The following is a 24,465-nucleotide window of genomic DNA, read 5'->3' as shown; positions in this document are numbered from 1 at the left end:
AATGTGGAGCAAACAGATGAATGTTTTGGTCATCGGCAGCGGCGGTCGGGAACACGCCCTGGCCTGGAAAGCGGCGCAGGCGGATTATGTAAACACCGTATTTGTCGCGCCCGGCAACGCCGGTACAGCTCTGGAGCCCAAACTGGAAAACGTGGCGATTGATGTGCTCGACTTCGATGCGCTGATCGCCTTCGCGAAAGACAACCAGGTAGAGCTCACTATCGTCGGCCCGGAAGCCCCCTTGGTGGCGGGCGTTGTAAACCGCTTCCAGGCGGAAGGTTTGCGAATCTTCGGCCCCTCTCAGGGCGCCGCGCAACTGGAAGGCTCGAAGGCTTTCACGAAAGATTTTCTGGCCCGCCACAACATTCCTACCGCCGCCTATCAGAGCTTCACTGAGATTGAGCCCGCCCTCGCCTACCTGCGCGAACAGGGTGCTCCGATTGTAGTGAAAGCGGACGGACTTGCCGCAGGCAAGGGCGTTATCGTTGCGATGACGCTGGAAGAAGCGGAAGACGCCGTGCGTGATATGCTGGCTGACGCCAAGTTCGGCGACGCGGGGCACCGCGTGGTGATTGAAGAGTTCCTGGAAGGCGAAGAAGCCAGCTTCATCGTGCTGGTGGACGGCAAGAACGTGTTGCCCATGGCCACCAGTCAGGATCACAAACGCGTGGGCGATGGCGACACCGGTCCCAACACTGGCGGCATGGGCGCTTATTCCCCTGCCCCGGTTGTTACCGATAGCGTCCATGAGCGCATCATGCGCGAAGTGATTTATCCCACCGTGCAAGGCATGGCGCAGGAAGGCAACGACTATGTGGGCTTCCTGTACGCTGGTTTGATGATCAGCGCTGACGGCGCACCGAAGGTCATTGAGTACAACTGCCGTTTCGGCGACCCGGAAACCCAACCCATTATGATGCGCATGCAGTCGGATCTGGTTGAGCTATGCATCGCCGCCACACAAGGTGAGCTGGACAGCAAAACATCGGAGTGGGACGCGCGCGCCGCCGTGGGCGTAGTATTGGCCGCTGGCGGATATCCGGACAGCTATGCTAAAGGCGCCGTTATTTCCGGGCTGGAAAACGCAGACCGGGCTGACGCCAAGGTGTTCCACGCCGGCACGACCATGCAAGACGGCCATGTGGTCACTCAGGGCGGACGCGTTCTGTGCGCAACCGCGTTGGGCGCAGACGTCACCGAAGCGCAACAAAAAGCCTATGAGCAGGTCGCCCGCATCGACTGGCAGGATATGTACTACCGCAAAGATATCGCGTACCGCGCTATCGCCCGGGAACAGGCAAGCAAAAACGCCTGATTCTGCTTTTTTCGGCGGCGGAAATTCGCCGCCGAATCCCCTCTTTTATAAATCCGTCGCGATTTCCAACACTTAACGGTCCTTCCCGCTGCGTTCGCATAACCACGCGGCCGCCTGCTCATTTTTCGCGCCCGTGAGTCTTGGATATATTGAGTAAGCTGGCCTATTCTTTTGAGACCAACTGAGAGATTTCAGGGCTTATAAGGACTAAGATGGATGCCGAAGAATACAAGGAACAGCGGACGGCGCGCCGTAAAAGGTCCTTTTCTCGCCGTTCCTCATGAAGCCCGTTTTCAGTACATCCTCGACGATATTCCCGAATTGATCTGCCGCTGGAAGCCGGATGGCGCTATCACTTATGTGAACTCGCAATACTGCCGTTACTTTGGATCTTCCAGAAACGCATTGATTGGAAAATCGATCTTCACCCTGTCGCCAGCTGCAGAACGCAATGTGATTCATGAACAAATGCGCCGGATAACGCAATCCTCCCCCGTCAGTCAGCAAGAACGCAAAGTGATCGACGGAAATGGGGCCCAGCGCTGGTTGCTATGGACGGATCGCGGAATATTTGACTCACAAGGACGGCTGTTGGAGTTCCAATCCATCGGTCGCGATATCACGGACAGCCGGGAAACCAATGAACAAATCGGCTCCATGGCCAGTCTGGCGACCTTGAGCCCTCACCCCATCATGCGCGCGACCCGCGACGGCGCCATTATCTACGTCAATTACGCGGCGGCGGAATTTCTCAAGTTATGGGGAACCGCTATTGGCGACCACATTCCTTCAACCTGGGCTGCCACACTGAAAAAAGTGATGGACTCAGGAAAGACAGCGATGCTGGAGTTAGAGCGCAACGGCCGGCATTTTCTACTGACTCTCTCCTGTGACCGCTCAGCGTCTTCTCAAGAAAAAGTCGCCAACCTCTATATCACCGACATCAGTAAGCAGAAGCAAAATGAGGATGCATTGCGTCGCAGTGAAAACCGCCTCGGCGCCCTTGTGTCAGCCGAAGCGGACAGTATTCTGGTGATCGACGATGCAGGCGTCATCCGCTTCGCCAACCCCGCGGCGGAGCGGATTTTCGGTAAGCCCAAAGAGATGCTGATCGGCCAGTCATTCGGCGCTCCCTGCCTGATTGGCGACTACGCGGAAGTGGAGTTTCCCAGAGGCGGCAAACGCATCGCGGAAATGCGCGCGCAACCGGTGCCCTGGAACGACATCCAGGCCCATCTGATCACGTTGCACGACGTGACGGACCACCGCAAGCGCGAACATTTGCTGCAGCGACGCAACCGCACGTTGGCGGTGCTCACCGCCTGCGACCATCACTTGGTGAGAGAGAGCGATGAGCGACGTTTAATTGATTCTTTCTGTCGCCAATTGGTCGGCGTCGGCCGCCACCAAACCGCCTGGTTCGGGTGGGTGGACGACGGTCGTCTGGATACCTCCAGCAAAGTCATTCTGGCTGGAGACGAGACGCCGTTCACGCTAATGAAAGAGCGCCATCGTCTGGCCCTGGATGAGAATGATCCAGTGATCAGGGCGCTTCGCGAAGACTGCTCCGTAACACAACACGATCTGTCAGAGCTCTACGGGCTTCCGCCAAACTCGAACAGCCAGCCTTTGAGTCAGTGTATGATCGCCTTACCCGTGGGCAAGTCCCCCGAGACGCTGGGGATCATGGTCATTTATTCGGAGTACGCGGAGGCTTTCGACCACGAAGAGATCGAGTTGCTTGAGCAGCTCGCGGATGACCTTTACTACGGCGTAGTCTCCCTGCGCACCCGACATGCCCGGGAAAAGGCGGAGGAATCGCTGCGCTTGCGCGATCGCGCCGTGGAATCTACTCCCAATGGCATACTGATTCTCAATGCGCGCCGCCCCGACTTGCCGCTGGTCTACGTCAACCCTGCATTCGAACGCATTACGGGGTATAGCAGCGGTGAGGTGGTAGGGAAAGGGCCGTTTTTTCTGCAAAGCGACATTGATGAAGACCGCCGCAGAGAGTCCCTGCACTTTTTGATTCGCAACCGGGAGGAAGGCTGCGTTCTATTGCGCAACCAGCGCAAGGACGGATCGCAGTTCTGGAATGAGCTGCACATCGCTCCGGTTTACGACGACCGCCGCATGCTCACTCACTTTGTCGCCGTGATCAACGATGTCACTGAGAGTCGACATTATCAGGAACAGCTGGAATACCAAGCCTCCCACGACGACCTGACCGGCCTGCCCAACCGCAACATGATGCGCGACCGTCTGGGTCAGGAGCTGTGGCGCGCCGCCCGCAACAAACACAAAGTGGCGATCGTGTTTCTGGACGTCGATCAGTTCAAGTTGATCAATGACAGCCTCGGCCATAACGCCGGCGACGCCATGTTGAAGGTGATCGCCAAACGGCTCACTGGCATGGCCCGCGCCAGCGACACTGTCGTGCGCTACGGCGGCGACGAGTTCGTCATTATTCTTCCGGATATTTCACCGCCGGAGAAAGTCGCCAGTTTCATTTCCCGCCTGATGGACGTGATCGCGCAGCCAATTCAACTGGATCATCGCGACATTCGGGTTTCCGCCAGTATCGGCGTCAGCATCTACCCTCAGGATGGCGACCACCCTGAAGTCCTGATTAAAAATGCGGATATCGCCATGTATCTGGCCAAAGAAGAGGGTCGCAACCGCTTCCACTTCTTTACCGAAGACCTCAACAAAACCGCGATGGAGCGCCTGGATCTGGAAGTACGGCTGCGCGCCGCCCTGGAAAAACAGCAGTTTCATCTGGAGTATCAACCGCAAGTGGATCTGCGCAGCGGCGTCATCACCGGCGTCGAGGCTCTGTTGCGCTGGCATGAACCGGAGCTGGGCGACATTCCTCCCGGTAAATTTATCCCCATTGCGGAGGAAACCGGCCTTATCGGCGCTATTGGCGAGTGGGTCCTGCACGCCGCATGCGTCCAGGCGAAAGCCTGGACTGATCTGGTCCCGCATCCGTTGACCATGTCCATTAATCTGTCAGCGAAACAACTGACCATGGCGCGTTTTGACAGCGCCCTGCACAGCATTCTCACCGACACCGGCGTGGACTGCCGCCATATCGAGATCGAGTTGACGGAAAGCGCCATCATGCGCAATGTGGACGAAATGCGCGAGCGTCTGAACCTTTTGAAGGAACAGAGACTCAAACTGGCGGTGGACGACTTCGGCGTGGGTTATTCCAGCTTCAGCCATCTGCGCAGTTTCTCCTTTGACCGGCTCAAGCTTGATATCACGTTCGTGCGCGACATCACTACCGATCCCAATACCGCTTCCATCGCCCGCACAGTCATGTCCATGGCCAGAAGCATGCATATGCAAGTGGTGGCGGAAGGCATCGAAACGGAAGCTCAGTTGCGCTATCTGCAACGACTGGGGTGTGACGTCGGCCAAGGCTTTTTCCTGGGACGACCGGCGTGTGCGCAGAACATCGAAGCGCTGCTCGCCAGCCCCCGTATTCGCTCTGTGCGTCCTCCCCCCTCCACCGCCGCCCGCAACCTGTTAGTGCTGGATGACGAGATGAACGTAGGCAGCGCTATCAAACGACTGCTGCGCCATCAGTTCAACGTATTCCACGCCACCACGTCGCGGCAGGCGTTCGACATCATGGCGCGCACGCCGATTCAGGTGGTTATCTCTGATCAGCGCATGCCGGACATGTCGGGGACGGAGTTTTTGAATCGGGTGAAAGAACTGCACCCCAACGCAATCCGCCTGATCCTCACCGGTTATGTGGATATGGAGACCATCACAGAAGCCGTGAACAAAGGCTGGATATTCAAGTTCCTGACCAAGCCCTGGCAGGATGACAAGCTACTGCAGGTCGTGACGGAGGCCTTCGAGCAGTATGAGAAAGAGCACCAGACGCGACTGCTGGACACAACGAGCGGAGTCAGCGATGCAGCCCGGGCCTGAGCCGTCGCCGGTAGAGCTGACGCTCTATGTGCAGTCCGCCTCGAAAGTATCGCTGAATGCGGTTCGCGCAGCCCGCCACCTTTGCGAGAATGTGCTGGCGGGGCGCTGCACGCTTAACATCGTCGACCTCGATCAGAGCCCCCAGACCGCCGAGCGTGACGCTGTGCTGGCGACGCCGACTCTGGCCTGTGGGAGTCGACGCATTATCGGCGATCTGTCCGACAGCGCCAGAGTATTGGAACTGTTGGAGCTAACGGCGCTCTGATCACCGCATCGGGAATTACTCGTCCTCCAGCGCGTCCATCTGCTCCTGATAAGCTTTACGTTCTTTGATCTCCTCCAGCAGATAAGCGATGACGCAGTCATGAGTGCCAGGAAACTCTTCCTTGATCGTCAGCAGGTAACCTTTGGCCAGATCCAGATTGCTCTCCCGGCGACGCATATAGGCCACGGAGACATGATATAAGGCGTGAGAGCGCACTTCCGCCGTCTGGGTCTTGTCGTTGTAGATATCCAACAGCAGCTCAATGGCCTGATCCAGGCCATGAGGCGGCCGGTTTTTCACAAACTCGATGATTTCCGGGCTGATACGGTACTGCTGGCGCGGGCAGTCGATACCTTCGAAATCTTCCTGATATTTGGCGTATCCCTCTTTCACCGCATGAACGAAGTCATGTTTTTGCTCCGTACGTTTGACGATGGCCACATCCGTCGCCACCGCCGCAGCGCCAGCCCAACACCCCGCCAGTCCCAGACAGGTCAGCGCAAGCGCCAGTCCCGAAAGCAGTTGTCTCAGCATAATATCCCTCGCAGTCTTTGTAGGCAGTTCTTCTAGATAATTCTTATGCGCCGTTTTAAGGGCGGCTATTCCGCACGAACAACCACCGGCAGGCTTTTTCGCGATCATACTGAATTCCGCGACGATTTCAGTGACATTCCGCTACTTATCTGATTTCGGGCAATTTTCTCCAGCGTCGGCGCCGGAGTTTATCTGCTTTGCAAACGCACTGGAGCTATGGCCAAGCCGCCGACGCAACCGCTATGATAGTGAGCGTTTTTATTCAGGGAACGCACAACCATGTATGACAGCCTGCCTTTATTGAGCTCCGAGGAAGAAAAGTCCGCTCACTACCAACACACCCTGCGGGCGATCCGTCACGCTATCGAGGGAGAAACGGACTGGACGGCGATTCTCTCCACTGTCGTCTGCGAGCTTCATCATCGCTTCGAGTATTTTCACTGGACCGGTTTTTACCGCGTCGTGGCCCATGAATTAATGAAAGTAGGCCCCTATCAAGGCGGCCACGGTTGTCTAACTATTCCGTTCAATCGTGGCGTTTGCGGCGCTGCCGCCCGTGAGCAAAAAGTGCAGCTGGTGCCTGACGTTAACGAGTTTCCCGGCCATATCGCCTGCTCCGGCACAACGCAAAGCGAGATTGTTCTGCCGCTGTTCAACGCCAATGGCGACGTCGCCGCCGTGCTCGATATCGATTCCGATCACATTGACGCGTTCGATACCGTCGATGAACGTTTCCTAGCGGAACTGCTGACTGATCTGATCCCCCTGGCTCCTTCCCCCTTGTTCTGAGCCCGCGAATCACATGGCCTTTGGGGTTAAACCGAGGGCTGCTTAAGGCCTTATCTGTACTCCTCATCTCCGTCATAACAGACTCTGCGCCGTCAATCTGTATCCCTGCAAACGACAACAATCTGTGGCTTATCGTAGATTTAACGCTCCCCTTACAATAAAGATCCTCAATTCGATAAATTAATGCCGTTGCGGCGATAGAGACAGTATGCAGGCCACCTATATCCCTTATCTTTTTGTCTTGTTGTGGGCGACCGGGTTCGTCAGCGCCAAATGGGGCCTGCCTTACGCCGAGCCCTTCACCTTTCTTAGCCTGCGCATGTTGCTGGTCGTGCCTCTTTTCGCGCTCCTGGCGATCACTATGAAGCGCCCGCGGCTTAACGCCGAGCAGCGCCGCCAGCAGATGATTACCGGCATCGGCACTCATGGTCTCTACCTCGGCGGCGTGTTCTACGCCATTGCAGCGGGCATGCCGGCGGGCATCGTCGCTCTGATTGTCGGCGTGCAGCCTTTGCTGACCGCGCTGGTAAGTTGGCCTTTGGGAATCGGCTCTCCCCTGCGTCCCTTGCAATGGATCGGCGTGATGCTGGGACTGGCGGGGTTAGGCGTTGTGGTGCTGCAGGGCGGAAAACTATCTGGACATATTACCGGCGCAGGCCTGACCGCCAGCATCATCGCCTTGCTGGGCATATCCGGAGCAACGCTTTGGCAATCGGTTAAGGGGGGCAAGACGGACTTGATCTCTGGTGGCTTATGGCAATACATCGCTGCGCTGATCATGTTCCTGATCGCCGCTTTCACGCTGGAAACCCGTGAGGTGCAATGGAATCCCAACTTTATTGGCGCCTGGATGTGGTCCGTGTTCGTGCTTTCACTGGCGGCGGTGTTGTTGTGGCTGTATATGCTGAAGATCGGCGAAGCCACCAAAGTGACGCAGTATCTGTACTTAACGCCACCCACCACAGCAGTTATGGCTTATCTGTTGTTTGACGAGCCCTTAACCCTGCAAACCGGTTTGGGCGTCGCGCTGGTAGTGGCCGGGCTGTATATGGCGCGACGCGGCGCCATTGCTCGCAAGCCGGCGCTGTCAAAGGCCTAAAACGCTCTAAGGGATTAAATATCCTCATCCGTTGTGAGGCGGTTGCGTCCGTTGTCCTTGGACTCGTACAACAGGACGTCCGCCCGCCGGATCAGATTGTCCAGTGAGTCCCCCAGAACATCCGTGGCGCCGATGCTGACCGTCAGGCGCAGGTGATCGGAAAGAAACGGGATGGAGGTCTGCTCCACTTTGTGCCGGAACGACTCCAGCATTGGCGAGACCTTCTCAATGCTCATGCCGGGAAACAGCACACAGAATTCCTCGCCGCCAAAACGGGCCGCGAGATAATCCCCAAAAGCTTCCCCTATCATCTCGGCGAAAGCGCAGATAGCGCGATCTCCCGCCTCGTGTCCATAGGTGTCGTTGATGCGTTTGAAGTGGTCTACATCAATCATTGCCGCCGTCAGCGGATCGCCATTCTCCTTGGCGACCCGATACAGCTCCTTGGCGGCGCTGAACAAGTAGCGCCGGTTATACATTCCGGTCAGATAATCCCGATTGGCCGCATCGTTCAACGCCTGAATATTCTCCATGGCTTCGATGTTGTGCATGATGCGGCAGTGAAATTCCTCGTGAAAAAACGGCTTCATCAGAAAGTCATTGGCGCCGTTCTTGATGAATTTGGCGGACAGCGTAGCGCTGCCATATCCAGACAGACCAATAATGACCAGGTCTTTCTTGTCATACTCCCTGCGCAACGCCCGGGTCAGTTCAAAGCCATCCATTTCCGGCATGTTGTAATCGGAAATCAGCATTTTGATATCCGGGTCCGCCTTGATCATTTCCAAGGCTTCACGCCCATGCTTCGCCAGTTGCACCTGATACAGATGCGTGCCCAGCAATTGCCGCACGTAGTGTCGTGAGGTGTCGGAGTCATCCGCCACCACCACTTTGATGCTGCGATTACGCAGCAGACGACGAATCAGGCGGGTGACGTACTCGTAGGAATAACGGCTTTCTTTGACGACGTAATCGACTATGGGTTTCTGCAGGATAGTTTCGCGCTTACCTTCGTCATAGGTGGCGGTGAGGACAATGCAGGGCAGCTTTTTCGACAGCACGTAATCGAGCACTTCGCCATTGGGCGCGTCCGGCAGATGCAGATCCACCACCGTCACGAAATAAGCGCCGGGATCTTTTTCCAGAAACTCCTGCGTCTCCTGCAGCGTCCCTGCGCTATCGCAAGGCAGGCCAAGCTCGGTCTTGATCAGGTGACGCAACACTTTCGTGATCATCACACTGTCTTCAATCAGAAGAATTCGTTCATTCATGCCAGATTATATCTTTGCGGCAGTTCGCCAAGAGAGTCAGGTGAGTCTAGTCTACATCCTATCTTTTAAGATTAGTTGAAGCGCACCGCGCGGCAAGTAATTATGACATCCTGGCTCATTCCGCCTGCGAGGCATTGGCGCCTTCCCATCCGCGATGAGCCCGGGGCTCACCAGAATCTAATAGAACATCCGGCCAATTGGCGTTAAAAAATGCTTCTGCTAGCCTGCCCCGACTTACAATAATCCTATTGATCTGCTTGGCAAAAAATCAACAATCCGGCATAGGACGTCCATGCGAACCCATACTCAAATCATCTGTCTGGCTGCGGCCATTATCGGTCTACAGGGATGCGCCGGTCTTTCCGGCCCTGCGACATCAAACACACCCTCGTTGGCCTTTTCCGCCCCCGCAGCAGGCGAGACCAAAGCCGCCGCCATCCCTGTCATCACCCTTTTCTTTAACGAAGCGCTGGACCCCGCCAGCGTCGACGCCAGCGCCATCGAGCTGAAACTCGATCCCACGCGAATTATCGATATCGCGGAGCGGGAGTACGACGCCCAGGCCAACGTATTGACGTTGCGCCTCGCCATGCCCCTACCGCTGGCGACTCACGTCGCGTTAAATGTGAGCGGCCTGAAAAATGAAAAGGGACAATCCGTCAGCGCCATCAACCTGAACTTCACCACCGACGACACCTATCGCTATCGCGGCATCGAATTCCAGGATGGCCGTATCAGTGGGTATTTCGAGGAGTGGAGAGAGTCTCGCGACGGCGAAGAGGTGAACTTTAACGTTAATTACATAAACTCAGGTTCGGATCAGGTTTGGTTCACCGGCGATGATGAGATCAGTCGCTATGTCCGCACCCGTTCGACTGCGGAAGGAACACTGGAGGCGACCTTTGTCGCGCCGGGCGCCGACGGGACCTGGCTCACCGACGATGACGTTCCGGAAAGCTACACCCGTCTTCGCTCTTCCGACACGCTATACCAGTCTGCGCAGTACCAGGGCCCTGGTCCTGATGGAGTCTGGTTCACCGACGACGACGCTTCCGATAATTGCTCGCTGCAAAGCTCCGAAGGCGACGAGGAACAATCCGTCACTGTTTACAAGCGCAGTCGCCAGGGCGCAGACAACCAATGCTTCACCGCCGACGACGTCATCCTTGAAGTCAATCGCGACGAGCAGAAATCCAAGGGGGACAAGGTACGCGCCGCCAGCTGGGTATACAGCCATCCCGGCGCCGATGGCGTATGGGAGACGGCGGACGACCAAGTCAGCGCTTTCAGCGTGTCCGACTATGACGACGAAACCAGCGCCGTCGCCAATTACGCTTCCCCTGGCAAGGACGGCGTCTGGCTCACGCAGGACGACCGCCTGAGCGACTACAGCATCACCACCACCAAAGAGGGGCTTACCCGCACGGTGTTCTACCGCGACCCCGGTTATGACGGCCTGTGGCGCACCGCTGACGATATCCCCTTCGGCTACTCCGAGGAGCGCAGCGATGCGGACGGGCATAACATCTTCAGCAAAGAAGTGAACAATCCCGGGCCTGACGGCGTCTGGTTCACTCAGGATGATTTACTGGCCAGTCACGCCAAGAGTGAAACGGATGAGAACGGCAATTTCAGCCGCTGGATCAACTACAGTTCCACGGGTCCTGATCGAGAGCCCTTCACTGACGACGACCTGGTTAACGAGTACTACACCTCCAGTATCAGCGCCGACCGGGAAAGCATCGAAGAAGCCGGCTTTCGCGCGCCGGGAGCGGATGGCGTCTGGTTTACCGAAGACGATACGCCAACAACATTGTCGAGGCGTTGGGAGCGGCAGGATGAAGAGACCCAGCGCAGCCTCAGCGCCACCTACAATACGCAAACCGCCGCCACCGTAGGACAAATCAGCGATGACGCCATTACCTACTACAGCGTCAGCGAATCGCAGGCGGGATATTACATGGACGCCAGCTATCAGTCCCCTGGCCCGGATGGACAGTGGCTGACCGCCGACGATACGCCGGCCACCATGACGTTGAACTACTCCGATCCGCAAGAGTGACGATGCTCGCTCCGGCGGCCAACGCCGCCGGATAATTTCAGATTGATGTCGCCGCGCGACCGCATTAAAGTAGTCCGGTGTCAGATTTACTTAGCGTTTTATACTCGTGCCGAATTTTGCATTCCTGCTCAAACGAAAGACTGGGAAACCGGGGTTCCACCTTGCGGCCGGGATTTGCGCATGCAAATAAAATAATTCCTGGGGAATCCATGAAAAAACCGGTCGCGATTGCTTCGCCGCCGGTTTTTTTTTGCCCGTAACCCAGGTACGTCAATTCTATTGCCAAGGAGTTAATTTATGTTTCGTGGTTCCTTAATCGCCATGATAACGCCATTTATCAACGGCCAAGTGGATGAGAAAGCGCTTGCCGGTCTCGTCGACTGGCAAATCAAACATGGCGCTCACGGCCTGGTTCCGGTGGGCACGACAGGCGAGTCCCCCACGTTGACGGAAGAGGAACACAAACGGGTGGTGGCGCTGGTGGCGGAGCAGGCGCATGGCCGAGTTCCGGTAATCGCCGGGGCTGGCTCCAACAACCCGGTGGAGGCGGTGCGTTATGCGCAACACGCTCAGCAGGCGGGCGCGGATGCGGTGCTTTGCGTCGCCGGATATTACAACCGTCCGTCCCAGGAAGGTTTGTACCAGCATTTCAAAATGGTTCATGACGCCATAGATATTCCCATCATTGTCTACAACATCCCGCCTCGCGCGGTCGTGGACATTAAGCCGGAAACCATGGCGAGACTGGCGGAATTGCCGCGCATCGTCGGAGTGAAAGACGCCACCACCGATTTGGCCCGTATCAGTCGTGAGCGCATGCTGATCAACAAGCCTTTCAGCTTTCTTTCCGGCGACGATATGACCGCCATCGCGTATAACGCCAGTGGGGGGCAAGGCTGCATCTCGGTTTCCGCCAATATAGCGCCGGACCTGTACGGTCAAATGCAAACCGCCACTCTGCAAGGCGATTTCCGCGAAGCCTTACGTATTCACGACTTGCTGGCGCCTCTACACGAAGCGTTATTTCGCGAACCCAGCCCTGCGGGCGCCAAGTACGCCGCCTCGTTGTTAGGCCTTTGCAAGGAGGAATGCCGCTTACCCATCGTTCCGTTAAGCGAGCAAGCAAAATCGGATATCAAGAATATAATCAATGAGTTATACAAATAGCTCAATAATCGTACAATTAAGCGTCTAATACCAAATGGTAATATCGTCGAGGAAATATTCGCGATAAGAATATCCCTACTGATACGGATAAAAAATACAAGCAGTAAACTCCTACCGTCTCAATATCAGGGCTAACGCGCCGCGAGACGACAAAGTTTAAAATGAAATATTTATTTCAATGATTGTGTTTTGGAATGGCAGTGGTATTTTAAACTTCTCCTACCGCCTCTCCAGCAGGTCCCGGAAGTACTGACCTGCATGTATTAGTGGGTATTATCGAGAATAAGGACGCCCATCGTTACGGAGTCGTAACTTGGGCCCGCCGCTGCGGAGTGTTCCGTTGCGGCTTTCAGAGATCTATGGAAATCCTGAAAGAAGGACTTTGTAATGGACTTTCGACTCGATGATGAGCAGCTCGCTCGTGTCTCCCACGTGCGTGAATTCGCTCAACAAGTACTTTCGGAGTCGGCCCGGCGACGTATAGCAGAATCCGCGTTTGATCGCGAACTCTGGAACCGGGCTGCGGATTTGGGACTCTCCGGGCTCCCTATCCCCGAGCAATGGAGCGGCTCCGGTTTCGGCGCCCTGGACACCATGCTGACAGTGGAAGCGCTCGGTTTCGGCTGCACGGACATGGGACTTGTCTTCTCACTCTGCGCGCATATGTTCGCCTGCGCAGTTCCTATCTGGCGTTACGGCGACGACGCGCAACGCCAACACTACTTACATCGCATATCCAAGGGCGAGCTTATCGCCGCCAACGCCATCACCGAACCGGAATCCGGCTCAGACGCTTTCGCCATGCGCGCCAGCGCCATCCGGGACGGCGACACTTACATCCTGCGTGGTGAAAAGTGCTTCGTCACCAATGCGCCAGTGGCCGATCTGTTCCTGATATACGCCAAGACGGACCCCAATCAGAGCTTTTTCGGGGTCAGCGGCTTCCTGGTTCCCCGGGATACGCCAGGGCTTTCAGTGACCGATGGCGGCTCCAAAACCGGCTTGTGCACCAGTCCATGGGGCTCACTGTATATGGACGACTGTCGCATCCCTGCTTCCGCCCTGCTGGGTGAAGAAGGCGGCGGCGCGCCGATGTTCCATGACTCCATGATCTGGGAGCGCGGCTGTCTGTTCGCCGCCTATGTCGGCGCCATGGAGCGCGCATTGCAGCAAAGTATCGACCACGCCCGCAACAGAAAGCAGTTCGGCCAGCCCATCGGCCGCAACCAATCTGTCTCAGACCGGCTGGTGGACATGAAGTTGCGCCTGGAAACCTCCCGACTCTTGCTGTATCGGGCTGGCTGGCTATACGACCAGGGCGAGCCCTACGAGGAAGCCATCGCCCTCAGCAAACTCTGGATCTCTGAATGTTCCGTGTTAAGCGGACTGGACGCCATGCAGGTCTTCGGCGGAACCGGCGTTTCCAGCGCCGCCGGCGTCGACCGGCTGCTCCTGGATTCCCTGCCATCGAGGATATTCTCGGGCACTTCTGAGATTCAGAAAGAGCTGATAGCCAGGCATATGGGATTGCGCTGACGCGATATTTCATACGGTCTAAAAAAGGAAAATACGGGAAAGGAAGTCTGTAGCAGCCTGTTCGGCTGATTTGCCTGCATTACCCCGTCACCTGAGTTTTGAAAGCCTTCACCGGCTTTCAGGGGCTGCTTTTGCCTTGTGAAAAGTACAAGCGCTTCAACGCCCCTCGCGACACTAATAACCAAGAGCCCGCACTCATACGGGTCATACGACAGCGAGCAGAGCAGATCCAATGAAAATAGTTAAGATTCTCAGATATTTATTCGGCGCCCTCTATGTCATGGCGGGCATCGCCAAGGCGTTTCCCCAAATTGAAGATGTCGGCGTCACCCTGCAAAAAGCCGCCGCCGCCAACCAGGGAACCTGGCTGGCCGGTCTCAGCGAATGGCTGGCGGCTCATGCCCAGTTAATGGCCTGGGTCAGTGGCTTCGCGCTGCTCGCATCCGGTCTTTGCTATTTATTCAATCGCCTGCTGGTTCCCGCGGTTATCGGCCAGTGCGTCATGCTGGCGGGCTTTGTCGCCCTACTCCACCGGGCGTTTCCACAGATTGTGTTCGTGGATTTGATCTTTCTGATTGTCGCCCTGCTTGTCCTGTGGGAATCCGCCAATCAGAAGAAGTCTCTGTACGCCCTGTCCCACTCTTAATCCGACGGACAAATAGCATCCTCCTATTTGTCTTTCATCGACAGGATCTGCGCAGGTCAGGCCGTGATCGGACTCATTTCAACTAAAACAACGGAAAGGTAGGAACAGATGGAATCACAAGACAATTCACAATATGCAGGCGAAGCGCCTGTATTTCCCAGCAAAGACTTTGAATGCAATCAAGGTTCCTTTGACGAGACAGACGCGTCGCCCCCGCAACACGTCGGCGATTTTGACGTGATAATTGTTGGCGGCGGCGTATCTGGACTGTCTTCCGCCTGGAAGCTGCGCGAGCGCAAGCTATTGGTGCTGGATCAACGGGACCGCTTCGGCGGCGCGGCGCGTCTGGAGCAACGGGATGGCCTGTTATACGCCAGCGGCGCTTCCTGCTTTCAATTGCCCACAGGCGACAACGAAGTCTCCCATCTGCTGCAGGACCTGGACTTGTGGAACCAGTGGCGCTCCACTGCGGAAGATACCCTGGTCATCTTTGACACCAAGCGCCTGATGAAGGGTCTGGGCGAAGTCACCGCCGCCTTGCTGAAACAGCCCAAAGAATTACTGAAGCCCGCCGTCTGGGGACTGACCGCCAACCTGCTGTACAGCGCCATGTCAGGCAAACCCTTCATTTCTGCAGAGAAGAAGTTAGGCGACCCCATGTTCGCCGACTTGTTTCAATATCTTAATCGTTTCACTCCTGATTCCGGCAAACACCCCGCCATGCCTTGGCGGGAAGGCTGCGACTGGACGCGTGAGGAAATGGAGCTGTTTGATTCCGTATCCCTGCATGACTTGCTGTTCGACCCCGCGACACGACGCTCCCTGCCGCAGTATCTGGTTCCCAGGCATCGTTTTGGCTCATTAGTGAAAGACGCGGTGGAAACCACACTACGCGTAGAGTGCCTTTCTATAAAGGACGTCTCCGCCTACGTCGGCCTGCATTTCCTGGTGGGATACCTCTATCGCCCACTGGTGACCTTTCCCGGCGGTAACGGCTACATCGCGGATCGCATACGCCAGCGCCTGATGAGCACGGGTTCCTGCAAATTCAAGGCGGGCTCCAAAGCCTATTCCATCACCCAGAATCAGGAAGGCGTAAAAGTCTGCTTCCAGCAGGAAGGCAAAAACTATTACGCGAACGCCAAGGCGATGATCTGGGCCGGAGCCAAACACGCCGCCCTGACAGTGGTGGATGGGTTACCGCCACAGCAAAAAACGGCCATCGCGGAAATTGAACACAGGGACTACGCCATCGCCGGGGTGTATCTGAAAAAAGCGGCGCTGACCAATTACTTCGGCGGCTACGTCATTGAAGGCGAAATTGGCGGTCGCTACCCGAATAGCTGGTGCCGCAGCGGCGTCTGCCTGGCGGCGAACTGGAAAGACCCATCCTACGCCGGCGACCTAGGCGTCCTGACGCTGCTTAAGCCCATTTCCGGCGCCGCCGATCAGGGCAAGCTGGACAAAGCGAGTTTCCGCAACCTGCAACAAACCGCCTATGGCGAAGTGCGCGACATGCTGATCGCCACCGGTCACTCCCCTGAGCTGATTGAAGACATCAAATTATGGCGCTGGCCCGGCGGTCTGGTGGTGTCCAAGGTAGGCCAAATGAAACATGACGTCTTCGCCAACGCCTCTCGGCCCGTCGGCGCAGTGTTCTTCGCCAATCAGGACAGCGTCGGCATGGGCAATATGGAAAGCGCTATCTGGGCCGGCTGCCACGCCGCGGATCAGGTGCGCCAACACATCCGCTCTCACAGCAGCGTCGTTTCCCATATCGGCGACTATGCCGCGACCCAGAGCTAAGACGCCAATCAAGGAAAGGGAACTGACATGTCTTACGATTCGCACATTGTAGAAGTCTCCGGACAACAAAAGTCCAACACGCAAAGCCTGGGCGGCAAGGCCAGCTCGCTTAATACGCTGGCGGCGGCGGGATTTCCCGTACCCAGGGCCTACTGTCTGACCGTGGACGCTTACGCCTCCTTCCTGCAGGAGTCAGGACTGGATCAATGGATCAGCGGCCTGGAGCAATGGGACGCCAGCGCTTTTACGCAAATCCGCCAGCGTATTGAAGAGACGCAACTGCCCTCTTCGTTACGTCAGGCGATTGTCGGCGCATACAAGGACATCGGGGCCGAACGCGTAGCGGTGCGTTCTTCCGCCGTCAGCGAAGACAGTGAAGAACACTCGTTTGCAGGCCAGTACGACACCTATCTACATGTAGAAAATGAAGAAACGCTGGTGGACTGCGTAAAGCGTTGCTGGGGGTCTTTCTGGACAGAACGCGCCCACGCTTACGAAGGCCGTCAGGATCAACGCCGCAGCAACGACGCCGAGGCGCCCAAACAAGGCATCGCTGTGGTGATTCAAGCCATGATCGACGCGGACGTCGCGGGGGTTTTGTTCACCGCCGACCCACTGAACGGCGATCCGCAGCGTACGGTGATTGAGTCATGCTGGGGGCTGGGCGAAGGCGTGGTTTCGGGTCAAGTAACCACCGACACCTTCGTCGTCGACAATCAGAAAATGGAGCTGCTGGAGCAAACCCTGCGGGAAAAACCGGTGATGTCCACCCGCGCGGAGAACGGCGGCGTCTGCCTGCGCAAAACCGCGTCCGATAAAATCAACGCCCCCACCCTGAACGAAAATGAAGCCCTGGCCCTGGCGGGTTACGCCAACGCCATCCGCAGTCACTATGGGCGGGAGATGGACATTGAGTGGGCGCTGAAGGACGGCAAGATCTGGATTCTGCAGGCCCGCCCCATCACCGTAACGCCGACCCGCGGCGACAATCGCCTGTTTGCGGACGCCGATGAAAACAATGGCTATATACGCGATAACGCGCTGTTCTCACGCATGGATACCGGCGAAATCGTCACCGGACTGATGACGCCGCTGGGGCTGTCGTTCTGCCGTTTTTACCAGCACAACGTACATGGCCCTGCGGTCAAAACCATGGGGTTATTGGATATCGGCGATTCACAGCACTACATGGGGTATTTGCAGGGGCATGTGTATCTCAATATTTCCGCGTCGGCGATGCTGCTTACCCAGTGCCCTCCAACCCGGGACCCATTGAAGTTCACCAAGCGTTACTCTACGGAGGAAGTGGACCTGAACTTCTACACCAACCCCTACGGCAAAGCGCCGCAAGGGCTGCAATATCTCAAGAGCGTGGGCTACTGGACGCTGTATCAAGTGCGTAACCTGGCGACTGCAGAGCGCACCGTGCGCGACATGATCACATTGCGCAAGCGGGAAACCGAACGCTTTCTGAAGCTTGATCTCAGCACGATGTCGCTGAGCGAGCTGGATGCGGAACTGCAACGCATTGACCGCTACTTCCTGGAATCCTGCGCCGCCTATATGCCGTTCTTTCTGCAGTCGTTCGCACTCTACGACGCCCTCGCCGAACTCTGTGAGAAGTGGCTGGGCGACAGCGGCAGAGGTTTGCAGAATCGCATCAAAGCGTCTCTCAGCAACCTGCGCACCATCGAAGTCACCCGCGGCGTGTGTGATCTGACGGCCTCCGTCCAACGTTCCAGCCACTTGCGTCAACTGGTGCTGGAGACGCCGTTGGAACAATTGGCGCAGAAGCTACAAGACGACGACGAAGGCGCACGCTTCTGGAATAATGACTTCATGGCGTTCCTACGCGACTATGGCGCCCGCGGCCGTCAGGAGTTTGAACTCAGCATCCCCCGCTGGGCCGACGATCCCAGTTACCTGCTGCAGGTGATTCGTATGTACCTGACCAGCGACGTGCAGTTGGAGTCGCGGCTGCAGGAAATCGACCGCAAACGGGACGACGACACCCGCGCCCTGCTGTCCGGTCTGCCATTGCGCATTCGCCTGCTGTTCAAGTTCGTTATCTCCACCTACGCCAAAATGGCGGAGCGACGCGAAGCCACCCGGCCCACCTACATCGCGCAAACCTGGTTCTATCGCAAAATCATCGTCGAAGTGATGCGTCGCCTCAGCGCGGAGAAAGTGCTGAAAATGGAGGACTTGCCTTACATCGACTTCAACGAGCTGCGCGATTACGTGGCGGGAAGAAAACCTGCGCAACAGGCGTTCTCCGTAGAGCTGATTGAGCGCAATCGCCGCAGTCACTTGTTGAACCAGCGACTGCAGGAGCCGCCCATGGCGATTGTCGGCGGACATACGCCCCAGCGTGAAACCGCCGATACGGCGCCAACGGATGACGCCCCCGTGTTCCAGGGCATAGGCGCCAGTCCCGGCGTCGCCATGGGGCGCGCCCGCGTCATCACTGACCTGCCGCGGCAGGCGGAGGAGTTTCAGCAAGGCGAGATACTGGTGGCCCGCTTCACCGACGCTTCCTGGACGCCGCTGTTCGTGCTCGCCGCCGGCGTCGTCGCCGACGTGGGGTCGATGTTATCGCACAGCTCAATCGTATCCCGGGAATTCGGCATCCCCGCCATCGTCAACACCAAAACCACCACTCGCCGCATCCGCACCGGAGATATGCTCTATCTCGACGGAGACGCAGGCATCGTGCGCATAGAAGAACGCAAGGAGGACGCCAGCCAGTAGATATCCGCCTGACAATAAAAAATGCAATGAGCGCAGCGGCCCGCCACAGACAGAAAAATAAGCCGCTCTTATTTTGCGTTAATTAAACATCGACCTCAGCCAAGTTGTAGTCCGGCTGCAGACAGATTCCAGCTAGCAGGGATCAGGGGTTTCTTTGCGCCTGAAAAAGTCCCTGGAACAGTGACGAGAATAGAGGGAGATTAGTTATGGAAATTACGATAGGGGTCATCGTCGTCACCCGCAGTCGCGGTTTTTTCGAAACCGGACTCAGCGTTTTGAGCGACATTCGCGGTGAAGTATTCCAGCAAGTATCTCTGGATGCGGATATCGAATTCGAAGAAAAGCTGCCCAGCACACACCCCGTTTATGAAGAAGCCCGCGACAAAGCGGTGCGTTTCCTTGGCAAGCGCAAGGAACGAATCTCCATGCGGGTGATCCAGGCGGACAGCCTTGAGCGGGCGCAGGCGAAAATCCTGCAAACGCCCCTGCTCGGCGTCAACTTTCAAGTGGGCATGGTGTACGTCGACTACGCCGATCCCCAGTTTGAAGACCTGGCGCCACAGCAGATCGACACGCAATTACAGGCTTTCTACGCAGCGCTGCGGCAGGCGGATATTCCCGTCTTCCAGTCCTCATTTTCGACCGTGGTGTACACCCTGCCGCAACGCCCGCGCATACGGCACCAGCCAATGGAATACATTGAGCGCCAGCTACCGGACGACCGCTCTCTGCTGCAGGCGGATCTGCTGTGTCTGTGGATGGATTTCTTTGAAATGAGTTACGCCAACCGCCGCGTCAAGCCCGCCGCCCGGGTCCTGCCGCACAACACTCTGGGAGAGCATCTGATCAACTTCCTCAGTGCGCGCGCGGGATCGGAATGGCTGGGCTTCTATTTCACCGGCTCGCTGGTCTCCAACATGATCAACCATCTGGAGCAGGAGGCAGAGCGCCGCAATGTGTTACTGCTGCGCGGTCCCAGCGAGCACAGTCTGGCCTGCGGCGCGATGGCCAACTGGCAGTTGTACCGCCGCCCCTTCCTGATCGTGGTCACCAGCGGCATGATCGACGAATTCAAGGGCACCATCGCCAACCTGCGGGAAGCGCGGGCGCAAGGTTTCATCGTCTGCGCGGAAAACCGTCATGATCAATGGTTCGCTTTTCAGGGCACGGTGTCTGCAGAAGAGGATTCACGGGAGGTGATTAAAGCCCGCGGGCTGCCCTGTCTGTACCTCAACGATGTCGATCGCCTGCAGGAAGACCTACAGAAAGCGATGGAACTATACGACGCCAAGCGCGGTCCGGTGGTGCTGCTGGCCACCCAGGCGGTGTTGGAAGCCTGCAGTCGCTTCGACATTGCTTATCCGCCCGCCCCGCAAGCGCCGGCGGACGCCATACCGGAATCGGTCCAACCGGTGCTGGATCAAGTCATGTCGTTGCTGAATGAGGGCCCGGACAAGCTGGTCTGGCAGTGCGGCGCCATGGATGAAGAAGAACTGGAGCTGACCCTGTCCATCGCAGATCGCGCGGGGATTGCGTTGGTGGATTCACTGACCTATCCCGGTTCCGTGCCCAAGTTCCGTCATTGCCAGCGCAATCGCAATTACCTTGGCACCCTGGCGGTCTATGGCTACAGCCCACGGGTGTACAACTTCCTGCACACCAACGACAAAATGAACCCACAGTCCGAGCAGTGCCTGTTTTTCATAAAGAGCAAGCTGCATCAAGTATGCACGCCTTTCTCCGATGGCCGTTTGCAGCGCAAGCTGCAGATTGTGCAGCTGACCGAAAATCCCGCGCATATTTCGCCTTACACCGACTTCCCGCTGATGTTGGAGCATAAGCAGTTTCTCCGTTACGTGGATAAGCATCTGGCCCCGTCTCCAGAGCTGGTGGCGCGACGTTATCAAGCCATTGCGTCTGTGCCTGACACCCCCTCGGATATGGCGAGCCGCCTGCCGACTACCCCCATGACGCCGAACTATTTCTTCGCCCGCCTCAACAAGCTGATGGAGAAACTGATTGTCGAGCATGGTTACGACTACACCGGTCTCTATGACGTCGGGCGCTGCGGTATTTCAGCCGTGCGCAATCTGGCGCGCACGCGCCGCGGCTTTTCCGGCTGGTACGGACGCGCCCTGATGGGCGACGCCCTCATGGCCAGCATCAGCCTCGCGTTCACCAGCCCTTCCAACGTAGTGGCGTTCATCGGAGACGGCGCCAAAGGCCTCACTCCCGACGTGCTCCCCTCGCTGTTGGAGAACGCCCTGAGCTATCCCGGACGCATGAACCGCAACCTCACCATTTTCTATTTCTGCAATGGCGGACATTCGGTCATTAACACTTACCAGGAGCGCATTCTGTTCAATTACACCTCGCGACAAATGCGACTGGTCAATGTCACCGATCAGGATTGGGAGGACGAGCTGGGCGGTCTGCGTTTCACCTCGCGCACATTGACCACATTCGATCCGGCGGCGCTCACGTCCGCGCTATTGCGCCCGGGTTGCGTCAATTTGTTCTCGGTGATGGTCTCCCACAACAACGAGGGCGACGGCATCAGTCTAGCCACCGCCACCGGCTGGCAGCGCGACCCAGCCGTTCAGCCGCAAGCTGATGCGAAAGCAGAAACAGCAACGGCAACAGAAACGGAAAGCGCTCAGCCTGTCGTTTAGACACTGGCGGATAGCAGTTCAGTAAAGGATATCACTGTTATGAAATTCGGATTTATCGGACACCCGACCTCCATCGGGCTGAAACGCTACGTAAAAATGCTCGACTTGCTCGACCGCAGCTCAAGGGATCTGCAAGTGGGCTATCAGCGGGACATTTGGAGCCATCGTAATCTGGTGCCCTTCGTCGATTTCTGCCGCATTCAGTCCCCCGCCGGAGTGAGTTGCGAAGGCATCGTGCATTACCTTCCTCTCACCGCGGAGGAGATGCTGTCCACGCCCCGGGCGGTGCAACAGCGTATTTTCGAAGGCATCGAATCGTTGCAGGCGCAGGGCGCTCAGCTCGTAGGTCTGGGCGGCTTTACCTCCATTATCGGCAAGCGCGGGCTGGTGACGGCGGAGCGCGCCGGCATCCCCGTGACCAGCGGCAATTCTCTCACCACTTACGCGGGCTACACCGTGCTATTGCAGACGCTGGAGCGTTTGCAGCTCGATCCGGCGGACGCGCAGGTGGCGATTGTCGGCTATCCCGGCTCCATCTGTCTGGCGTTGGCCAAACTGTTACTACAGCTGGGTTGTCGTCTGGATTTAGTTCACCGGGGTACAGCGGATGATGCGCAACTGCTGGAGCATCTGCCCGAGCATTGGCGCGGCCGGGTCACCTTGTTGAACTCCATGGATGCGGCGTATGAGCGCAATCGTCTGTTCGCCGCCGCCACTTCGTCCGGCGGCGTGATCGATGTATCCCGCCTGTCGCCCGGCTCCATTGTCGTAGACATCGCCCTGCCCCGTGATGCGGAACGTCCCCCTACGCCCCGCACCGACGTACTGGTGCTGGACGGCGGTTGCGTCACCGCTTCGCCGGATACCAGGCTGGGCGGCGAATCCATGAATATGTCGATCAAGCAGCAGATCAACGGCTGTCTGGCGGAAACCATGGTGCTGGCTCTGGAAGGCCGTGCGGAATGCTTCTCCATCGGACGCGACTTGCCCCCGGAAAAAGTGCTGGAGATTGGTGCGATGGCGGAACGTCATGGCTTCCGCGCCTTTCCTCTGGCGTCCTTTGGCGAGCGCATCAACATCGAACTGATCAACGGCCTGCGTCGTTTTCACCATAGCGGTAAAGCTCAGGCTCCAGGGTATACCCCTTCGGATCTGGCGGCGACAGAGCCGGATTCAGGCGAAGCGCGCCGCTCGCAAACGGTGCAGCGCTTCCGCAGTTACATCAATCCGATGCTGGCGGACTTCCTGCAGATGCAGCGTTGCGACAAAGTCTTCGAACGCGCGGAAGGCTGCACCCTGACCGATACGGACGGCGAGCGTTTTCTGGATATGGTGTCCGGTTACGGCTGCCTCAATCTGGGCCATAACCCGCAAGTGGTGACCGAAGCGATTCAGAAATACGTCGCCAATATGGGGCCCAACTTCGTGCAGTACGTCTCCCTGCCGGAAGAAACCTCCAAGCTGGCGGAACGGCTCTGCGCCGTGGCGCCGGGACGCTTGGAACGGGTCTTCTTCAGCAACTCCGGTACGGAAGCGGTGGAGGCGGCGCTAAAGCTGGCGAAAGCGGCCAGCCGCCGCTCCCGTTTTGTCTTCGCCAACAACAGTTACCACGGCAAGACACTGGGCGCGCTGTCCGTCACCGGTCGCGAAAAGCATCAGAAGCACTTCCGCCCTCTGCTGCCCGGTTGCACGGGCGTGCCATTCGGCGATCTGGATGCGCTGCGCGTTGAACTGGAGCAAGGCGACGTGTGCGCGTTCATCATAGAGCCGATCCAGGGAGAAGGCGGCGTCTATCTACCCCCGGACGGCTATCTGAAAGCCGCCCAGGAACTGTGTCGGCGCACAGGAACCCTGCTGATCGTGGATGAAATCCAGACCGGCCTGGGACGCACCGGACGCCTGTTCGCCTGTGAATGGGAAGGCGTCGAGCCTGACATCATGGTGCTGTCGAAGTCCCTCTCCGGCGGGTTGATTCCCATTGGCGCCACGCTCAGCTCCGCGCGGATCTGGGACGCCGCCTACGCCTCCACCGGACGCTTCCTGTTGCACACCTCCACCTTCGGCGGCTGCAACCTGGCTGGCGTCGCCGGACTCGCCGCGCTGGAAGGCGTGATAGAGCAGGATCTGCCCCGCCGCTCGCAAGAGATGGGCGACTACTTCAAAGCCGAGCTGCAGCAAGCAGCGCAAGCCTATCCCTTTATCAAGGAGGTGCGTGGCCGCGGCCTGATGTTGGGCATCCAGTTCAACAATGACTTCAGCGGCGCCGTGGAAGCCTGCGCCCGGGAATTCGGCACGCGTCTGCCGGGAGACTGGCATCTGGCGTATCGCTTTTTCCCTGACGAAGTTCGCGAGCACCTGGCGGCGGCGGTGGACAAGATGGAGGAATCCCTGGCGGAAATGTTCTGCATGCGCTTCGTCACCAAGCTCAGTAACGATCACCGCATTCTGACCTTCGTCACCGCCAACAGCTCCACCGTGATCCGTATCCAACCCCCGCTGATCATCAGCAAAGAGGAGGTCGATCACTTCGTGAAATCCTTCGCCACCGTATGCGAAGAAATGTCCACTTTTATGAACTAAACAACACCGTTTTTGAACGTATGG

15 protein-coding genes are annotated in these 24,465 nt (G+C 57.4%); 13 read left to right on the top strand and 2 right to left on the bottom strand.

Annotated elements, in window-relative coordinates:
- Positions 1-16: 16 nt before the first annotated feature.
- From purD to ONV78_RS21370, 3 genes are all read left to right on the top strand, one after another.
- Positions 17-1,315: a phosphoribosylamine--glycine ligase gene (gene purD, locus ONV78_RS21380; protein WP_279506240.1), complete on the top strand. Its 1,299-nt coding sequence runs from the start codon at positions 17-19 to the stop codon at positions 1,313-1,315.
- A 216-nt stretch (positions 1,316-1,531) separates the two neighbouring features.
- Positions 1,532-5,263: an EAL domain-containing protein gene (locus tag ONV78_RS21375; RefSeq protein ID WP_279506238.1), complete on the top strand. Its 3,732-nt coding sequence runs from the start codon at positions 1,532-1,534 to the stop codon at positions 5,261-5,263.
- Positions 5,247-5,528, top strand: coding sequence for a circadian clock KaiB family protein (locus ONV78_RS21370; RefSeq protein ID WP_279506236.1), 282 nt, complete (start codon positions 5,247-5,249; stop codon positions 5,526-5,528). Before ONV78_RS21375 ends, ONV78_RS21370 begins: the two co-directional genes overlap by 17 nt.
- A 15-nt stretch (positions 5,529-5,543) precedes the next feature.
- Here the strand turns inward: ONV78_RS21370 and ONV78_RS21365 are convergent, their stop codons facing one another.
- Positions 5,544-6,062: a hypothetical protein gene (locus ONV78_RS21365; RefSeq protein ID WP_216738645.1), complete on the bottom strand. Its 519-nt coding sequence runs from the start codon at positions 6,060-6,062 to the stop codon at positions 5,544-5,546.
- A 279-nt stretch (positions 6,063-6,341) separates the two neighbouring features.
- Here ONV78_RS21365 and ONV78_RS21360 point away from each other — a divergent pair, with 279 nt between their 5' ends.
- Both ONV78_RS21360 and ONV78_RS21355 read left to right on the top strand, forming a co-directional pair.
- Positions 6,342-6,851: a GAF domain-containing protein gene (locus ONV78_RS21360; protein ID WP_279506234.1), complete on the top strand. Its 510-nt coding sequence runs from the start codon at positions 6,342-6,344 to the stop codon at positions 6,849-6,851.
- A gap of 208 nt (positions 6,852-7,059) precedes the next feature.
- Positions 7,060-7,950 (top strand): DMT family transporter, encoded by an 891-nt coding sequence (locus tag ONV78_RS21355; RefSeq protein ID WP_279506233.1) that lies wholly within the window; start codon positions 7,060-7,062, stop codon positions 7,948-7,950.
- Between the two features lie 14 nt (positions 7,951-7,964).
- On the opposite strand, the gene ONV78_RS21350 is transcribed toward ONV78_RS21355, so the two are convergent.
- Complete coding sequence (locus ONV78_RS21350; protein ID WP_279506232.1) at positions 7,965-9,221, bottom strand: diguanylate cyclase; 1,257 nt, start codon at positions 9,219-9,221, stop codon at positions 7,965-7,967.
- 292 nt (positions 9,222-9,513) lie between these two features.
- Between ONV78_RS21350 and ONV78_RS21345 the strand changes: the two genes are divergently transcribed.
- From ONV78_RS21345 to ONV78_RS21310, 8 genes are all read left to right on the top strand, one after another.
- Positions 9,514-11,283 (top strand): Ig-like domain-containing protein, encoded by a 1,770-nt coding sequence (locus tag ONV78_RS21345; RefSeq protein WP_279506231.1) that lies wholly within the window; start codon positions 9,514-9,516, stop codon positions 11,281-11,283.
- 297 nt (positions 11,284-11,580) lie between these two features.
- Complete coding sequence (dapA, locus tag ONV78_RS21340; RefSeq protein ID WP_279506230.1) at positions 11,581-12,450, top strand: 4-hydroxy-tetrahydrodipicolinate synthase; 870 nt, start codon at positions 11,581-11,583, stop codon at positions 12,448-12,450.
- Positions 12,451-12,837: 387 nt separating this feature from the next.
- Positions 12,838-13,986, top strand: a complete 1,149-nt coding sequence (locus ONV78_RS21335) for an acyl-CoA dehydrogenase family protein (RefSeq protein ID WP_279506229.1) — start codon at positions 12,838-12,840, stop codon at positions 13,984-13,986.
- 232 nt (positions 13,987-14,218) lie between these two features.
- Complete coding sequence (locus ONV78_RS21330) at positions 14,219-14,632, top strand: DUF6041 domain-containing protein (RefSeq protein WP_279506228.1); 414 nt, start codon at positions 14,219-14,221, stop codon at positions 14,630-14,632.
- A 108-nt stretch (positions 14,633-14,740) separates the two neighbouring features.
- Complete coding sequence (locus ONV78_RS21325) at positions 14,741-16,438, top strand: NAD(P)/FAD-dependent oxidoreductase (RefSeq protein WP_279506227.1); 1,698 nt, start codon at positions 14,741-14,743, stop codon at positions 16,436-16,438.
- A gap of 27 nt (positions 16,439-16,465) precedes the next feature.
- A complete protein-coding gene (locus ONV78_RS21320) occupies positions 16,466-19,189 on the top strand; it encodes a PEP/pyruvate-binding domain-containing protein (protein ID WP_279506226.1) in 2,724 nt (907 codons plus the stop codon).
- A gap of 206 nt (positions 19,190-19,395) precedes the next feature.
- Positions 19,396-21,861, top strand: coding sequence for a biosynthesis protein PigD (locus tag ONV78_RS21315; protein ID WP_279506224.1), 2,466 nt, complete (start codon positions 19,396-19,398; stop codon positions 21,859-21,861).
- Positions 21,862-21,900: 39 nt separating this feature from the next.
- Positions 21,901-24,441 (top strand): aminotransferase class III-fold pyridoxal phosphate-dependent enzyme, encoded by a 2,541-nt coding sequence (locus ONV78_RS21310; RefSeq protein WP_279506221.1) that lies wholly within the window; start codon positions 21,901-21,903, stop codon positions 24,439-24,441.
- Positions 24,442-24,465 lie beyond the last annotated feature (24 nt).

Source organism: Hahella sp. CR1 (assembly GCF_029813005.1).
Lineage (GTDB): Bacteria > Pseudomonadota > Gammaproteobacteria > Pseudomonadales > Oleiphilaceae > Hahella.
The sequence above is the reverse complement of the archived record's forward strand: the minus strand, read 5'-3'. Positions and strand labels throughout refer to the sequence as shown.

Coding starts and splice junctions, on each gene's coding strand:
- ONV78_RS21370 (WP_279506236.1), top strand. CDS start 5,247: ATGCAGCCCGGGCCTGAGCCGTCGCCGGTAGAGCTGACGCTCTATGTG.
- ONV78_RS21330 (WP_279506228.1), top strand. CDS start 14,219: ATGAAAATAGTTAAGATTCTCAGATATTTATTCGGCGCCCTCTATGTC.
- ONV78_RS21315 (WP_279506224.1), top strand. CDS start 19,396: ATGGAAATTACGATAGGGGTCATCGTCGTCACCCGCAGTCGCGGTTTT.
- ONV78_RS21360 (WP_279506234.1), top strand. CDS start 6,342: ATGTATGACAGCCTGCCTTTATTGAGCTCCGAGGAAGAAAAGTCCGCT.
- ONV78_RS21355 (WP_279506233.1), top strand. CDS start 7,060: ATGCAGGCCACCTATATCCCTTATCTTTTTGTCTTGTTGTGGGCGACC.
- purD (WP_279506240.1), top strand. CDS start 17: ATGAATGTTTTGGTCATCGGCAGCGGCGGTCGGGAACACGCCCTGGCC.
- ONV78_RS21320 (WP_279506226.1), top strand. CDS start 16,466: ATGTCTTACGATTCGCACATTGTAGAAGTCTCCGGACAACAAAAGTCC.
- ONV78_RS21350 (WP_279506232.1), bottom strand. CDS start 9,221: ATGAATGAACGAATTCTTCTGATTGAAGACAGTGTGATGATCACGAAA.
- ONV78_RS21335 (WP_279506229.1), top strand. CDS start 12,838: ATGGACTTTCGACTCGATGATGAGCAGCTCGCTCGTGTCTCCCACGTG.
- ONV78_RS21310 (WP_279506221.1), top strand. CDS start 21,901: ATGAAATTCGGATTTATCGGACACCCGACCTCCATCGGGCTGAAACGC.
- ONV78_RS21345 (WP_279506231.1), top strand. CDS start 9,514: ATGCGAACCCATACTCAAATCATCTGTCTGGCTGCGGCCATTATCGGT.
- ONV78_RS21375 (WP_279506238.1), top strand. CDS start 1,532: ATGCCGAAGAATACAAGGAACAGCGGACGGCGCGCCGTAAAAGGTCCT.
- dapA (WP_279506230.1), top strand. CDS start 11,581: ATGTTTCGTGGTTCCTTAATCGCCATGATAACGCCATTTATCAACGGC.
- ONV78_RS21325 (WP_279506227.1), top strand. CDS start 14,741: ATGGAATCACAAGACAATTCACAATATGCAGGCGAAGCGCCTGTATTT.
- ONV78_RS21365 (WP_216738645.1), bottom strand. CDS start 6,062: ATGCTGAGACAACTGCTTTCGGGACTGGCGCTTGCGCTGACCTGTCTG.